This is a genomic window from Enterobacter sp. MGH119 (genome assembly GCF_001037675.1).
Lineage (GTDB): Bacteria > Pseudomonadota > Gammaproteobacteria > Enterobacterales > Enterobacteriaceae > Enterobacter > Enterobacter hormaechei_C.
In genome coordinates this window covers 89,176-103,890 of sequence record NZ_KQ089932.1, presented here as the reverse complement: position 1 = coordinate 103,890, position 14,715 = coordinate 89,176, and the positions used below count along the sequence as shown (strand labels likewise).

Below are 14,715 nucleotides of genomic sequence, written 5' to 3'. Positions count from 1 at the left end.
AACGTTGCCCGGCCATCAGAGTAAATACCTATGGCAAAAGTCTCTTTTTCTTTCGCGGCCATCCTTGGCCTGCTGACGGCGATCGGGCCGCTGTGTTCCGATTTTTATCTTCCGGCGCTGCCGGAGATCGCCACCCAGCTCAACACCTCCACAACGCTGACGCAGCTTTCTCTTACCTCGGCGCTGATTGGCCTGGGGCTGGGACAACTCTTTTTCGGCCCGCTAAGCGATCGCATCGGACGTAAAACGCCGCTGCTGTTCTCACTTTTGCTGTTTGTACTGGCTTCAGTGCTTTGCGCCAGCACGCAGAATATTTACGCCCTGATCGGCTGGCGATTTGTGCAGGGCGTTGCCGGGGCGGGCGGCTCCGTACTTGCCCGCTCCATCGCCCGCGATAACTATCATGGCACGATGCTAACGCAGTTTTTTGCCCTACTGATGACGGTCAACGGCATCGCGCCCGTGGTGTCCCCGGTACTCGGTGGCTATATCGCGTCGCATTTCGACTGGCGGATGCTGTTCTGGGTAATGGCAGGGGCGGGTCTGGCGCTGCTGATCGCCAGCCAGCTTTTTATCCGCGAGTCCCTCACAGAGAAACAGGGCAGGGGATCGCTGACGCAAACCGCCAGGACGGTACTTAAAAATCGTCGCTTTATGCGCTACTGCCTGATCCAGGCCTTCATGCTGGCGGGGCTGTTCGCCTATATCGGGGCATCCTCCTTTGTGATGCAAAACGAGTATGGCCTGAGCGCCATGCAGTTCAGCCTGCTGTTCGGTGTGAACGGTATCGGCCTGATCGTCTCAGCGCTGATTTTCTCCCGTCTGGCACGCCGCCATCTGGCGGAAAGATTGATGCGAACAGGCCTCGTTCTGGCGTTGTCCTGCGCGGGGCTGACATTGCTCTTTGCGTGGATGCAGCTTTCCGTTCCGGCACTGGTTGCACTCTTTTTCACCGTCGCATTTAACAGCGGGATCAGCACCATTGCGGGTTCAGAAGCGATGAGCGCAGTCGACACGAAGGAGTCCGGCACAGCGTCAGCCATTCTGGGCATGCTGATGTTTTTATTCGGCGGGATCGCAGCGCCTCTCGCGGGTATCGGCGGAGAAACGATGCTGAAAATGAGTCTCGCGGTGTTAGTAAGCTATGGCATTGCACTGGCGATCGGATCCCGCACGCAGAATGCGTAAATTCATACTTTTGGCTTGAATCGCGTTGATGAATGTAACGATATATTTCAGGGGAAGCATGTGACTTTCAAAGGAGGTTTCGATGAAATCTGCACACCTGGTTTGCCTGCTCGTTTGCCTGATTTTCGCTGCGTTTGTTCACGCGCAGGAGAAGAGCGCTCCGGAGAAAGAGGCCCAGATAAAACAGCAGGTCCTGAAAGATGTAAAGAAAACCTGTACCCCGCAGAAAAAGCAGAGCGATAAGGCCTGGCAGGCGATGATTTTGTCGTCTGAGGCCAATCAGCTGCTGATCAAAAACGCCATCACCGCCGTGAAGCGTGACAACCTGGACGCCTACTGGGATGCAGTCAGTCAGGTGGATTGTATGGAAGATTACTGAGGGTTGAGCGCCGGGTGGCGCCGCGCTTACCCGGCCTACATCACACGTTTAACGCTTCCGCACATCCGGAATAATCAAATCCCCGCGCAGAACGTAGGACCCGAGCATCTGCGTTTTCTCTGTCAGCCAGCTCACGATGCGCGCCGCCATGGCGTCCATGGAATACTCAATGGCCGGGATCACCGGAATACCCGGCAGATGCAGCGAACCGCCGAGGCTAAAGACCATGATGTCTTCCGGTACCGATTTATTAAACGCCTGTAACTGCGGGATCACCCGCTGGGCTTCCTGCTCATCCGCCACCAGCAGCGCGTTGAAGTTCAGCGTGGACGCGTTGTTGAGTAATTCCTGAAGCGCAACGGACGATGAAGTTGCGTCCATAAACACGAGGTTGCGATTAAAGGGCAGGAAGTTTTTCTCCAGCGCATGTTTGTAACCCAACAGCACCTGATCGGCAAAGCCGCTGCCGTGCGGGTGGATGAGCGCTATCTGGCGACGCCCCTGGCTGGTGAGATAGTTGCAGGCTGTTTCAGCCGCGAACGCGTGATCGAACTGAATGCTGTTGGCGTTATCGGCTTCCATACAGTCGACCAGAATCACGTTGTCCATGTCCACGTCCAGCGGGAAACGCGCGCCAATCACCAGAATGTCATCACATAAGCCGCAGGAGAGTTCTTCAAGGGCGTTCATCACTTCTGTTTTCGTGTGTGCGAAACGCAGCAGCAGATGTTTTTGATGCTGGCTGAGGTGTTTTTCCAGCGCGTACAGGTAACCGGTGGTCTGGTTAATGTTTTCCTGCGCGCAAATCACCCCAATGCAGCCCGTCGACTGGCTGAGCAGCGACTGGGCGATCACGTTGGGACGATAGTTCAGCTCGTCCACCGCTTTCAGAACAGCCTGGCGGCTGGCTTCTTTAACGCCACGCGACCCGCTCAACACCCGTGATACCGTGGCTTTGGACACCCCGGCCAGACGCGATACATCGTTGATTGTAGACATCTCTCTCCCCTGTCAGACGCAACTGGCGTCTGTAATTTCCATCACCGCTACGGCTCACATTATAGCCAGAACGGAGTATATCCGTTTCCGTTTTCCATGGAAACCGATTTTCCGTTTCCACTCAATTTGATGCCAAAACAGCCAAATTATGTGACCCACATCCGGTTAATTAGCCTCATAAGTATTGGATCTTGATGGTTGTCACACTTCTGTCTTTTATAAATGGAAACCGGTTTCCGTATCATGTCCAATCATCCTCGCAATAACTTTTTACATTTTGAGGATGGTTGTCGATGTTCAAGATTATGCTGTGCTGCTCTGCCGGGATGTCCACCAGCCTGCTGGTCAGCAAAATGATCGATGTAGCAAAAGAACGGGGCTTACCCGTGAAGATAGATGCGTATGGCGTATCCGAATTTGATACGCAGTTTCCGCACTATCAGGTGGTGCTTCTCGGACCGCAAGTGAAATACATGTTAAAGACACTCTCAGACAAGGCAGCGACGCAAGGCATTCCGGTGCAGCCCATCGACATGATGGATTACGGCATGCAGCGTGGCGATAAAGTACTGGACTATGCTCTGTCGCTTATCGAAGCGGCACACTAAAAGGTGTTCACATGAGTTCGTTATATCAATCTATGGTCGCGGTCATTGAGCAATCAATTACCCCGCTGGCCGCGAAGCTGGGTCAGCAAAAGTATGTGATTGCCATCCGCGACGGCTTTACCGCCGCGCTGCCGTTTATGATCATCGGCTCGTTTATGCTGGTGTTTATCTTCCCGCCGTTTTCGGCGGATACCACCAACAGCTTCGCCCGCGGCTGGCTGGATTTCTCCCAGACCTACCGAGAACAGCTGATGCTGCCGTTTAACCTCAGCATGGGCGTGATGACCTTCTTCATCTCGGTGGGGATTGGGGCGAGCCTGGGGCGTCAGTTTAACCTCGATCCGGTGATGTCCGGCCTGCTGGCCTTTATGGCCTTCCTGCTGGTCGCAGCACCCTATGCCGATGGCAAAATTTCGACCCAGTATCTCTCCGGCCAGGGCATCTTCACCGCGCTGATCGCCGCCATTTACTCAACCCGTGTGTACGCCTGGCTGAAGCAGAACAACGTCACCATCCGCCTGCCGAAGGAAGTGCCCACCGGCGTGGCGCGTTCGTTTGAGATCCTGATCCCGGTGATGGTGGTGATCGGAACGCTGCACCCGCTGAACCTGTTCATTGAAGCGCAGACCGGGATGATCATCCCGCAGGCGATTATGCACCTGCTGGAGCCGCTGGTGTCGGCGTCTGACTCCCTGCCCGCGATTCTGCTCTCCGTGCTGCTGTGCCAGATCTTCTGGTTCGCGGGTATCCACGGGTCGCTGATTGTCACCGGCATCATGAACCCGTTCTGGATGGCGAACCTCTCGGCAAACCAGGCGGCGCTGGCCGCAGGCGCGGCGCTGCCGCACGTTTATCTGCAGGGCTTCTGGGATCACTACCTGCTGATTGGCGGCGTCGGTTCCACCCTGCCGCTGGCCTTCCTGCTGCTGCGCAGCCGCGTTACCCATCTGCGCACCATCGGCAAAATGGGCGTTGTGCCAAGCTTCTTTAACATCAACGAACCGATTCTGTTCGGCGCGCCGATCATCATGAACCCGATGCTGTTTATCCCGTTCGTGTTCGTTCCGCTGGTCAACGCCTGCCTGGCGTACGGCGCAACTAAACTCGGCTGGCTGGCTCAGGTGGTTTCGTTAACCCCGTGGACCACGCCCGCGCCGATTGGCGCCTCGTGGGCGGCGAACTGGGCGCTGAGCCCGGTGGTGATGTGCCTCGTCTGCATGGTGATGTCGGCGCTGATGTACCTGCCGTTCCTGCGCGCCTATGAGCGTACGCTGATTAAAAACGAAGAGCAGAAAGCCCAGGCTGCAACCGTGGGTGCCGCTGAAGCCACAAGCAATTAAGTCAAAGAGGAAGGGTCATGAAATACGCATTTCCCGATAACTTCTGGTGGGGCAGCGCAAGCTCCGCTCTCCAGACGGAAGGGACACGAGAGGGTGAAACCACGTGGGACTACTGGTTTGCCCGCGAGCCGAACCGTTTTCACAACGGCGTGGGGCCGCAGCACACCTCCACGTTTTATCAGCACTGGAAAACGGACATTCAGCTGTTAAAACAGCTGAACCACAACAGCTTTCGTACCTCGATTAGCTGGGCGCGCCTGATCCCCGACGGTATCGGTGAAGTGAACCCGGACGCGGTCGATTTTTATAATCAGGTCATTGATGAGCTGAATGAACAGGGCATCACGCCGTTTATCACCCTGTTCCATTTCGACATGCCGATGGCGATGCAGGAAATTGGCGGCTGGGAAAACCGTGACGTAGTGGACGCGTACGCCCGCTATGCGCAGATATGCTTCGAGCTGTTCGGCGACCGCGTGCTGCACTGGTTTACCTTCAACGAGCCGATTGTTCCGGTGGAAGGCGGTTATCTGTACGACTTCCACTACCCCAACGTAGTGGATTTCCGCCGGGCGGCCACCGTGGCGTATCACACCGTGCTGGCCCATGCGAAGGCGGTGCAGGCCTACCGCGCCGGGCACTACGCGGGGGAGATCGGCATCGTGCTGAACCTGACGCCGTCTTACCCGCGCTCCCGGAACCCGGCAGACGTGAAGGCAGCGCACATTGCGGATTTAATGTTTAACCGCAGCTTCCTCGACCCGGTGCTGCGCGGGGAGTATCCGGCCGACCTGGTGGCATTGCTGAAATCTTACGATCAGCTGCCCGCCTGCAAGCCGGAAGACGGCTTCCTGATTGCGGAAGGGAAAATCGACCTGCTCGGCATTAACTACTATCAGCCGCGTCGCGTGAAGTGTCGCGACAGCGCGGTGAACCCGCAGGCGCCGTTTATGCCGGAGTGGTTCTTTGATAATTACGAGATGCCGGGCCGCAAGATGAATCCGTACCGCGGCTGGGAAATCTACGAGCCGGGTATTTACGATATTCTGGTTAACCTGCGCGACAATTACGGCAACCCCCGCTGCTTTATTTCTGAAAACGGCATGGGCGTCGAAAACGAGCAACGTTTTATTGAAAATGGCCAGATTAACGATCAATACCGCATTGATTTTATTTCTGAGCATTTATCGTGGCTGCACAAAGGTATTAGCGAAGGCTGCAATTGCCTTGGCTACCATATGTGGACGTTTATTGATAACTGGTCGTGGTGTAATGCGTATAAAAACCGCTACGGTTTTATTCAGCTCGATGTAGAGACGCAGCAGCGCACCATTAAAAAAAGCGGAGAGTGGTTTGCCGCCACCGCCTTAAATAATAGTTTTGATAAAGAGTAAAGATAATGATCGCACTAGAAGAAGCCGTAATGGAAATTATCGTCAACGCCGGGCAGTCCCGCAGCCTGTGCTTTGAAGCCCTGCACGCGGCGCGCCAGGGCAACCTTGACGAGGCCAAAAGCCTGCTGCGCGAAGCCGACGGCTACGCGCGCCAGGCGCACAAGATGCAGACCAAACTGATTGAGCAGGACGCGGGCGAAGCCCGCCAGCCGATGACATTAATTATGGTGCACGCGCAGGATCATTTAATGAATTCGCTATTAGCGCGTGAATTATCTGAAGAGATTATTCATTTATATCAGAGATAGTCTATGGCGAAATAATTTAATGTAATACCTCTGTACCTAAAACTAGAAATCCACTTGTTCTGATGATAGCGACATATTCTGTCAGATCGGAGCGGGATGGTTATTGTCTGAATAAAATTAAACTATATTGAGATAACCATGAATACGATTAAAAAACTTCCATTAACCATGGCGGTTATCGCCGCGCTTTGCCCAATTTCCGTCCTCGCTCAGGAATTCACTCAGGAGCAAATCGACGCCATTGTGGCGAAAGCGGTGGATAAAGCCCTGGCCGAGCGTCAGGCTAAAATGGATGCGGCGGTCGCGAAAAAAGCGGACGTGGTGACCGAGCCGCAGAGCGCGGCGCAATCCCCGGATATGGCGATCCCGTTCGGGGTTAAATTTACCGGCTACGCCCGCTACGGCGCGCACTTCCAGGCTGCCGATCAGAAATACGTGGCGGTGGACGGCTCCTACAACGGCGCGTCCGCCATTGGTCGTCTGGGTAACGAAGGCAACGGTGGCGAGTTCCAGCTCTCTAAAGCCTTCAAGGGCGAAAACGGCGCCATCTGGGACATCAACGTGATGATCGACCACTGGGGCGACGAAGTTAACCTCAAGAAAGCCTACGCCGGCGTGACCAACATTATGGCCTCCAACCCGAACGCCTACTTCTGGGCGGGTCGCGACTTCCACCAGCGTCCGCAGCAGGGCATCAACGATTACTTCTGGATGAACCACGACGGTCAGGGCGCCGGGGTGAAGAACTTCGATATCGGCGGCGTGCAGTTTGACGTCGCTGCCGTGGCGGCAGTGGAATCCTGTAGCCCGGAAGTGATGGAAGACGAAGCGAACCCGTCACGCATCACCTGTACCGGCGGGTCCGGCACGGGCGACAAAGGTAACTACGCGGCCACCTCTAAAATCCACGGCATGAAGCTCGGTCCGCTGGATCTGGAGCTGTACGCCAACTACGGCTTTGATTCAAAAGCGGTAGAGAGCGACGAGCGTCTTAACGCCTGGCAGGGCGGCGTGGTGCTGAGCCACACCAACGACAGCGGCGTGAACAAGGTGATCGCCCGCTACTCCGATAATTCGGACAACAGCGTGTTCAATAAAACCGAAGACCTGACCACGGTCTACGCCAGCTTCGAAGGGCTGTACAAATTCACCCAGGCGACGCAGGTGGAGTACATCCTCGCCTTCCACGATTACGACAATAGCCGCGATAAGACCGACAACCGCAAGAACTACAATGCCATCGTGCGCCCGATGCACTGGTGGAACGACGTTCACTCCACCTGGCTGGAAGCGGGCTGGCAGCACGTGGATTACGACAACGGCGGCGACAACAAGGGCTGGAAGCTGACCCTGTCGCAGAACATGTCTATCGCCATGGGGCCGGAGTTCCGCCCGATGCTGCGCTTCTACGTGACCGGCGGCAAGGTGGATAACGAACGCACCGCGCGCGTGAACAACACCAAAGATGAGACGCTGGACGACTTCAACGTCGGCGCGATGTGGGAGGCGTGGTTCTAAAGTAAAAGCAAAACGGCAACGAAAGTTGCCGTTTTTAGTGTTCGCTCCCTCTCCCCGTGGGAGAGGGTCGGGGTGAGGGCATCAGGCCGCACACAACCATGCTATGCTGTTGACCGAATTAACGACAACATAACAGGGGAGAACATGGGTTCCACACGCAAAGGGATGCTCAACGTCCTGATCGCCGCCGTTTTATGGGGCAGTTCCGGGGTTTGCGCGCAGTACATCATGGAGAAAAGCCACATTTCTTCGCCTTACCTGACCATGGTTCGTCTGCTGTTTACCGGCGTGATCCTGTTGACGCTCTCCTTCGTTCACGGCGACAAGATTTTCTCGGTCATCAAAAACCGCAAAGACGCCCTCAGCCTGCTGTTTTTCTCGCTGGTTGGCGCGCTCACCGTGCAGCTCACCTTCCTGCTGACGATTGAAAAATCCAACGCCGCTACGGCCACCGTGCTCCAGTTTCTGTCGCCGACCATTATCGTGGCATGGTTTGCGCTGGCGCGGAAAACGCGTCCCGGCATATTTGTCTTATCCGCGATTTTCACGTCGCTTGTGGGTACCTTCCTGCTGGTCACCCACGGCGACCCGACGTCGCTCTCCATCTCGCCTGCCGCGCTGTTCTTCGGTATCGCCTCAGCGTTTGCTGCGGCGTTTTACACCACCTATCCATCGACGCTGATTGCCCGCTACGGCACGCTGCCGATTGTCGGCTGGAGTATGTTGATTGCGGGATTAATGCTGACGCCGTTCTACGCCGGACGCGGCACCACCTTTGTGATCGACGGCGGCCTGCTGCTGGCGTTTTTCTACCTGGTGGTGATTGGCACCGCGCTGACGTTCAGCCTGTATCTGAAAGGCGCACAGATGATCGGCGGGCCGAAAGCGAGCATTCTGAGCTGCGCCGAACCGCTGAGCAGCGCGCTGCTGTCGGTGGTGTTGCTGGGGGTGGCATTCACCCTGCCGGACTGGCTGGGGACGCTGTTGATTGTGTCGTCGGTGGTGTTGATTTCGATGGATTCACGCAGAAGGGTTAAGGCATCGGCGTAGCCTGATGCCCTCACCCCAACCCTCTCCCACGGGAGAGGGAGAAAAGCACTACTTCGCCTTAACCTTCCCCGCCACCAGCAGCGCCGTCAGCAGCATCAGCGTGCCGGAAATCACCAGCGGTGACGTCAGCCCCAGATGGTCGAGCGCTACGCCGCCCACCGCCGCGCCGCAGGTGTTCGCCAGCTGGATCACCGCTACCTGAATCGACCCGGCTTTTTCCGCCTGATCGGCAAGCGAGCGGGTGATCCACGTCGACCAGCCCACCGGCACCAGCGCAAAGGCAAAGCCCCAGATAATCGCGATCGCCGAAGCCACCCACTTATCGCTACCCCACAACACCAGCACCGCGGCGCTGATCGCCAGCACCAGCGGGGCACCCGCCAGCGCCACCTTCAGGGAGCGCTTCAGGAACTGAGACGACAGTGAGGTGCCGACAAAACTGGCGATACCGAAGCTCAGGAGCACCAGCGTCAGGCCGTCCACGTCAAAGCCCGCCATGGTCATATACACCGGGCGGATATAGGTGAAGAAAGCAAACTGCCCGGCAAAGGCCATGAAAATGGCGGTCATCCCCGCCAGCACGCCCGGACGTTTCAGCAGCGCGAACATATTCTGTTTGTGGTGCGCCGCTTCCCCCGGCAGAGACGGTAGCGCTTTCCACACCCAAATAATGCACAGCACGCCCATCACTGCCGCCGCGTTAAAGACGTTACGCCAGCCGATAATCCCGCCGAGGAAGCTGCCCAGCGGCGCGGCAATCACCAGCGCAATAGAGACCGCGCCGAAGATAACGGACAGGGCCTTCGGCACGGTGCGCGCGGGCACCAGGCGCATGGTCAGCGAGGCCGACATCGCCCAGAAGCCGCCTAACCCCAGCCCCAGGCAGGCGCGACCCAGCAGCAGCAGGGTGAAGCTTTCAGCGAAAGAGACCAGCAGGCAGGAGAGCGTCAGCAGCACGCTGAACAGAATGACCACTTTACGACGGTCAATGGTGCCGATCGCCTGAGTGATAAACAGGCTGGCGAACATCGCCACAAACGCGGTGACGGTAACGGACTGCCCCGCCACGCCCTCGGAAATGCCCAGATCCTGCGCCATCGGCGTCAGCAGGCTCACCGGTAGAAACTCGACGGTGATCAGGCAGGCGACGCAGAACGCCACGGAGAAAACCGCCGACCAGTTGGGGCGCGACACCTCTTTGGTCTGCGGTCTGGTTGTGGGCTGGATATGTTCTGTCATGGCATCACCTGAAGATAAAAACGTGCGGAAAAGTCGCGCAGTTTATCATCAAAAGTGTGACGAATTTAACGTTTCGACAACTTTTCTTGCATCGCTGCATTCGCCAGCCCAACGATCCACTCCTGGTGCCCGTTGATCATCGGATTCGGCACGGTGCGAGCAAGTTCCTGTGCAGGAACGCCTTTCTGCGACTCCTGAGTCAGAATACGGACGCGGTTTCCCGGCAAGTCTTCAAACAGCCAGGCGTGGATCACATCCAGACGCGAGCTGGCATCGCCCTCCACCCAGCCGTGCCAGGCGATCCGTGCGGCTTCGCCGTCAACGGGCGGAACATACTCCGTGACCTGCGCCTCAACCGGGAAGCCAAAGGTCGTAAAGCGGAAGCGGGCGTTGGCGCTCAGTTCCGGACCGCTGCCGTCGTGAAAACGAATATCTTCGGCGTTGCTGTAGTAGTTCGGCCACAGGGTAGTGTCGTTAAGCTGCGCCCAAATCTCTTTTGCGCTCAGCCCGGCGACGATGATTTCGTTGGATGCAAAGTTATCGGTTGTGCCTGGCAGGTAGTCGTTTGGCCAGATAATGGCGGATTGTTTCATGGTTCACCTCAGCAGCGAGTGGATGAAGTGATGGTGCGCCTGCGGCAGATATAAATCTAATGACGATGCTTTATACTCTTCATCACGTTTCGTGATATCAGTGCAGATAAAACACGCCCTCTTCCGGGAGGAAAAGCTGGTTATAGCGCAGCTGGAAGGCGTCAAGCTCCTGCGGATCGGGCTCTATCTCGCGCATGAAGCCGAGCGCGAGGCGGATTTGCGCATCGGTGATCGGTGCGGCCAGGCGGGCTTTACGCAGCATGCGGTGCCAGGTATGCAGATTCTCTTCGCTCCCGTCGACGATGCAGACCTGCCAGATAAGCAGGACCTGGGCGGCGTTTTGCAGGTGCGCTTCGTCTGGGCGCTCAAGGTAGCGGATAAACTCATTGCCCGGCGTTTTACCGAACTGGTCGATCATCGATTCTACCGGCATCGGGGTGATACCCAGCCGTTCGCTCAAGCGTTTGATGGCGCGGCGGGAATCCGAGGTCAGGACACGAAACCCAACTACAAACACCACGGCAAGCGTTGCCAGCATTATCCAGACCATGCGTTCTCCTTAGACTAGCCGCCCATCATAGCGGGAAACGCAACGCGTCGACAGCGGGCAGCGCCATAATAGTGAACGGAAAAGAGGTAGCAAAACATCATGAAAGCGGATCTGCGCACGCTGGATCTAAACCTGCTGAAAACGCTTGACGCTCTGCTGGATGAACGCAGCGTCACCCGCGCGGCGGCGCGTCTTGCTCTGACCCAGCCCGCCGTGAGCGGCATGCTCAACCGCCTGCGGGACTACTTCGACGATCCGCTCTTTATCCGCGCCCCGCACGGCATGGTGCCAACCACGCGCGCGGAAGCGCTGGCCGCTCCGGTGAAGCGCATTCTCGCGGATATCGACGTGCTGCTTCAGCCCGTTGCCTTTGACCCAAATACCGCTCGCCTCACCTTCACTCTTGCCGCTACGGATTATGCACTTCGGGCGGTTGTTGTGCCGTTTATCGCCGCCCTTAAAACACAGGCGCCTGGCATACGCGTGCGCGTGGTGCCCGTTACCCCCGGTAGCCTTGTCAGCCAGCTCGAGCAGGGCGCTATTGACGTAGCGCTTATCACCCCCCACACCACGCCCGATGAGCTTCACAGCCGTGCGCTTTATGATGAACGGTACGTATGCATGATGCGCGCCGATCATCCAAACGCCGGAGAGCCAATGACGTTAGACCGATTTTGCGCCCTTGAGCATGTGCTGGTCTCTTACGAGGGAGACGGCTTTCGCGGGGTAACCGATAGCGCGCTGGAGAAAATTGGCCGGACGCGGCACGTGGGGCTCTCGGTGAGCCACTTTTTGGTTCTGCCGGACGTGCTGGCCCTCAGCGATATGATTGCCGTCGTGCCGTCACGCATCGCGGAAAATCAGACGGGGATGTTCATCTGCGAGACGCCAGTTCCAGTGCCAGGCTTTACCAAGAGCATGGCCTGGCACGGCAGAACGCACCGCAATCCCGCGCAGGCGTGGCTGCGCGGGCTGTTGCTGCAAACCAGTCAGCGGGCCTGAAGCCCCTTAAGCAGCGCCTCGTGGAAGCGCTCAGGATCCTGCATCTGCGGCGCGTGGCCCATGTCGTTAAATTCCACCAGCGTAGCGTGCGGGATGCGCTTCGCCGTCTCCTTTCCCAGCACCGCATAGTTGCCGAGCGTTTTGCGGATCTCAGGCGGGGCGAGATCTTTCCCGATGGCGGTGTTGTCCTTCGTGCCGATCATCAATAATACCGGCATCTTCAGCTCGTTAAATTCATAGACGACCGGCTGGGTATAAATCATGTCGTAGAGCAGCGCCGAGTTCCACGCCACGCGCGCTTTGCCTGGCCCGTTGTTTAACCCGGCAAGCATGGTGACCCAGCGCTCGTACTCCGGCTTCCACTCCCCGGCGTAGTAGGTGTTTTTCTCGTACTGACGAATGCCGTCGGCGCTGACTTTCAGCTCGCGCTGGTACCACTGGTCAACCGTGATATGCGGCACGCCGCGCGCTTTCCAGTCTTCAAGCCCTATTGGGTTCACCATCACCAGCTGCTGCACCTGCTGCGGCCACATCAGCGCGTAGCGGGTCGCCAGCATGCCGCCGGTCGAATGGCCGATGACCGTGACGCGATCGACGCCCAGCGTTTTCAGCAGCGCGTGGGTGTTATCCGCCAGCTGCTGGAAGGTGTACTGATAATGCTCCGGCTTGGTGGATTTGCAGAAGCCGATCTGGTCGGGTGCGATCACGCGATACCCGCTGGCTGAAAGCGCGCGGATCGTGCCGTCCCAGGTACCGGCGCAGAAGTTTTTGCCGTGCATCAGCACCACGGTGCGGCCGTTGGGTTTTTCCGGCTTCACGTCCAGGTAAGCCATATCCAGAGGCTGGTTCTGCGAGGTAAAGGTAAAGTGTTTTACCGGCCAGCCGTAGTCAAAACCTTCCAGCTTCTCGCCGTAGGTAGGTGCATTCGCGGCCATTGCGGGGGAGGCCAGCGCCATCAGCAGCGCCAGGCAGGACAATCGTCGGGTTAACATGCAAGCTCTCCGTTAGCAAAAGGGGCTAAGGCTGCACGAAAGGCGGCAGCAAAAACACTGTAGAGCATGGAGAAGGGTGAGTGTGTAAAGCGGGGTAAAGGTGTGGCGTACAAATAAAAAAGCCCGGCATCACACACCGGGCAAAGAAGTTACCTGCACACTCAGGCTACTTTTAATTTCTGCGCACGATTCTCACGGCGAATTTTACGTTCTTCCAGCACCGCGACCATCGCCATCAGGACGATACAGCCGATCGCTGCCGCATCCAGCGCCGCGAAGGTGCCCGCCCAGCCGGTGAGGCCGAAAATCGGCGTGCCGTCGGCGATCATCCCCAGGCCCAGCTTGGCGAAGCTGTCGCCGATCAGGTAGGCGAAGGTGCCTTTAATCCCATCGGCGGCGCCGATCGCTTTTTTCGGTACGAAGCCCACTGCCGCCACGCCGATCAGCAGCTGCGGACCGAACACCAGGAAGCCGAGCGCGAACAGGGATGCGAGGTAAACGTACTGGTTGCTGGCGTGCTGGTAGACGCCGAGGGTGGCGATAATCAACGCCAGCGCGATGCAGGCCACCAGCGCGCGACGGCCGTTGGCGAGGTCGGAGAGCCAGCCCCACAGCAGCGTGCCGACCAGCGCGCCCACTTCAAACAGGGTAAAGCCCTGAATCGCCACCTCTTTCGAGAGCTTCAACTCCTGGAAGGCATACACGGTGGACCACTGGTCGATACCGATACGCACCACGTACAGGAAGATGTTCGAGAAGCACAGCAGCCAAATCACTTTGTTTTTCAGCACGTACTCAACAAAGATCTGCCATTTGGTCATCTCGTTCTCTTCGGTCTCTTTGTCCTCTTCGCTGATCTCCTCGCCGAACAGCTCTTCGGCTTTGCCGAGGCCGTACGATTCCGGGGAGTCGCTGCCGTAGCGAAGGCCGATAAAGCCGACGATCAGGGCGATAATCGACGGGAAGATAAACATGCCGATCACATGGCCGTCGAACAGGTAGTTTGCGCCGAACAGCGCTACGCCAGCCGCGCCCGCCCCGCCGAGGTTGTGGGAGATGTTCCACATGCCGAGGTAGGAACCACGCTTGCGGCGCGGGGTCCATTTGGTAATGGTGGAGTAGCTGCACGACCCGCCGGTACTCTGGAAGAAACCGCTCAGGGCGTAGAAGGCGATCATCAGGAACAGGCTAACGGACCCCGCGCCCATGCTGGCGCTGAAGCCGAGCATACAGATGGCGGAGAGGATCAGCATAAACGGCAGGAATTGCTTGGTGTTTTTGCCGTCTGCATAGTACGAGACAACCGTTTTCCCCACGCCGTAGGTGATGGAAAAGCCCAGGCCAATCATCCCCAGTTGGGTCATGCTCAGCCCGTAGGTCGAGATCATGTCGTTCTGCGCGATGTTAAAGTTTTTGCGGATCAGATACATGGTCAGGTAGCCGATGAAGACCACCAGATAAGACTGCATGAACGGTTTGAACCACATCTTGCGCCGCACGTCGAGCGGCAGATCCAGGGTCGGCTTGCGCACCTGGTTTAAGAAGGCCAGCATGG

At 57.4% G+C, this 14,715-nt stretch carries 15 protein-coding genes; 9 read left to right on the top strand and 6 right to left on the bottom strand.

Annotated features, from left to right (window positions below; translation table 11 throughout):
* The first annotated feature begins 30 nt into the window (after window positions 1-30).
* Together SK53_RS17425 and SK53_RS17420 are read left to right on the top strand one after the other, a co-directional pair.
* Complete coding sequence (locus SK53_RS17425; RefSeq protein ID WP_022650105.1) at window positions 31-1,188, top strand: multidrug effflux MFS transporter; 1,158 nt, start codon at window positions 31-33, stop codon at window positions 1,186-1,188.
* Between the two features lie 82 nt (window positions 1,189-1,270).
* Complete coding sequence (locus SK53_RS17420; protein WP_003861030.1) at window positions 1,271-1,567, top strand: YicS family protein; 297 nt, start codon at window positions 1,271-1,273, stop codon at window positions 1,565-1,567.
* Window positions 1,568-1,615: 48 nt separating this feature from the next.
* Here SK53_RS17420 and SK53_RS17415 read toward each other — a convergent pair whose 3' ends face one another.
* Window positions 1,616-2,566: a LacI family DNA-binding transcriptional regulator gene (locus SK53_RS17415; RefSeq protein ID WP_003861033.1), complete on the bottom strand. Its 951-nt coding sequence runs from the start codon at window positions 2,564-2,566 to the stop codon at window positions 1,616-1,618.
* Between the two features lie 293 nt (window positions 2,567-2,859).
* On the opposite strand from SK53_RS17415, the gene SK53_RS17410 reads away from it, so the two are divergent.
* The 6 genes from SK53_RS17410 to SK53_RS17385 all read left to right on the top strand — a co-directional run bounded on the left by SK53_RS17410 (window position 2,860) and on the right by SK53_RS17385 (window position 8,784).
* Window positions 2,860-3,174: a PTS sugar transporter subunit IIB gene (locus tag SK53_RS17410; protein ID WP_003861034.1), complete on the top strand. Its 315-nt coding sequence runs from the start codon at window positions 2,860-2,862 to the stop codon at window positions 3,172-3,174.
* Between the two features lie 11 nt (window positions 3,175-3,185).
* The gene (locus SK53_RS17405) at window positions 3,186-4,514 is read left to right on the top strand and encodes a PTS sugar transporter subunit IIC (RefSeq protein WP_025910681.1); all 1,329 of its coding nucleotides are present in this window, start codon (window positions 3,186-3,188) and stop codon (window positions 4,512-4,514) included.
* 17 nt (window positions 4,515-4,531) lie between these two features.
* The gene (locus SK53_RS17400) at window positions 4,532-5,908 is read left to right on the top strand and encodes a glycoside hydrolase family 1 protein (protein WP_023323931.1); all 1,377 of its coding nucleotides are present in this window, start codon (window positions 4,532-4,534) and stop codon (window positions 5,906-5,908) included.
* A gap of 5 nt (window positions 5,909-5,913) precedes the next feature.
* Complete coding sequence (locus SK53_RS17395) at window positions 5,914-6,216, top strand: PTS lactose/cellobiose transporter subunit IIA (protein ID WP_014168006.1); 303 nt, start codon at window positions 5,914-5,916, stop codon at window positions 6,214-6,216.
* A 138-nt stretch (window positions 6,217-6,354) separates the two neighbouring features.
* Window positions 6,355-7,734, top strand: a complete 1,380-nt coding sequence (locus SK53_RS17390; RefSeq protein ID WP_022650103.1) for a carbohydrate porin — start codon at window positions 6,355-6,357, stop codon at window positions 7,732-7,734.
* A 144-nt stretch (window positions 7,735-7,878) separates the two neighbouring features.
* Window positions 7,879-8,784, top strand: coding sequence for an EamA family transporter (locus SK53_RS17385; protein ID WP_023315096.1), 906 nt, complete (start codon window positions 7,879-7,881; stop codon window positions 8,782-8,784).
* A gap of 48 nt (window positions 8,785-8,832) precedes the next feature.
* Here SK53_RS17385 and nepI read toward each other — a convergent pair whose 3' ends face one another.
* From nepI to SK53_RS17370, 3 genes are all read right to left on the bottom strand, one after another.
* Entirely contained in the window at window positions 8,833-10,023 is a 1,191-nt protein-coding gene (gene nepI, locus SK53_RS17380) for a purine ribonucleoside efflux pump NepI (protein WP_022650101.1), read from the bottom strand.
* Between the two features lie 65 nt (window positions 10,024-10,088).
* Window positions 10,089-10,616 carry an SRPBCC domain-containing protein gene (locus tag SK53_RS17375; protein WP_003861040.1) on the bottom strand — a complete coding sequence of 176 codons (528 nt, stop codon included), beginning with the start codon at window positions 10,614-10,616 and terminating at the stop codon, window positions 10,089-10,091.
* A gap of 97 nt (window positions 10,617-10,713) precedes the next feature.
* Entirely contained in the window at window positions 10,714-11,166 is a 453-nt protein-coding gene (locus SK53_RS17370) for a DUF1198 domain-containing protein (RefSeq protein ID WP_003861042.1), read from the bottom strand.
* A 99-nt stretch (window positions 11,167-11,265) separates the two neighbouring features.
* Between SK53_RS17370 and SK53_RS17365 the strand changes: the two genes are divergently transcribed.
* Window positions 11,266-12,168 carry a LysR family transcriptional regulator gene (locus SK53_RS17365; protein ID WP_023323928.1) on the top strand — a complete coding sequence of 301 codons (903 nt, stop codon included), beginning with the start codon at window positions 11,266-11,268 and terminating at the stop codon, window positions 12,166-12,168.
* Here the strand turns inward: SK53_RS17365 and SK53_RS17360 are convergent.
* Both SK53_RS17360 and uhpT read right to left on the bottom strand, forming a co-directional pair.
* Complete coding sequence (locus SK53_RS17360) at window positions 12,156-13,160, bottom strand: alpha/beta fold hydrolase (protein ID WP_048209834.1); 1,005 nt, start codon at window positions 13,158-13,160, stop codon at window positions 12,156-12,158. The two genes, SK53_RS17365 and SK53_RS17360, sit on opposite strands and share 13 nt — an antisense overlap.
* Before the next feature lie 161 nt (window positions 13,161-13,321).
* Window positions 13,322-14,713 carry a hexose-6-phosphate:phosphate antiporter gene (uhpT, locus tag SK53_RS17355; RefSeq protein WP_023315092.1) on the bottom strand — a complete coding sequence of 464 codons (1,392 nt, stop codon included), beginning with the start codon at window positions 14,711-14,713 and terminating at the stop codon, window positions 13,322-13,324.
* Window positions 14,714-14,715 lie beyond the last annotated feature (2 nt).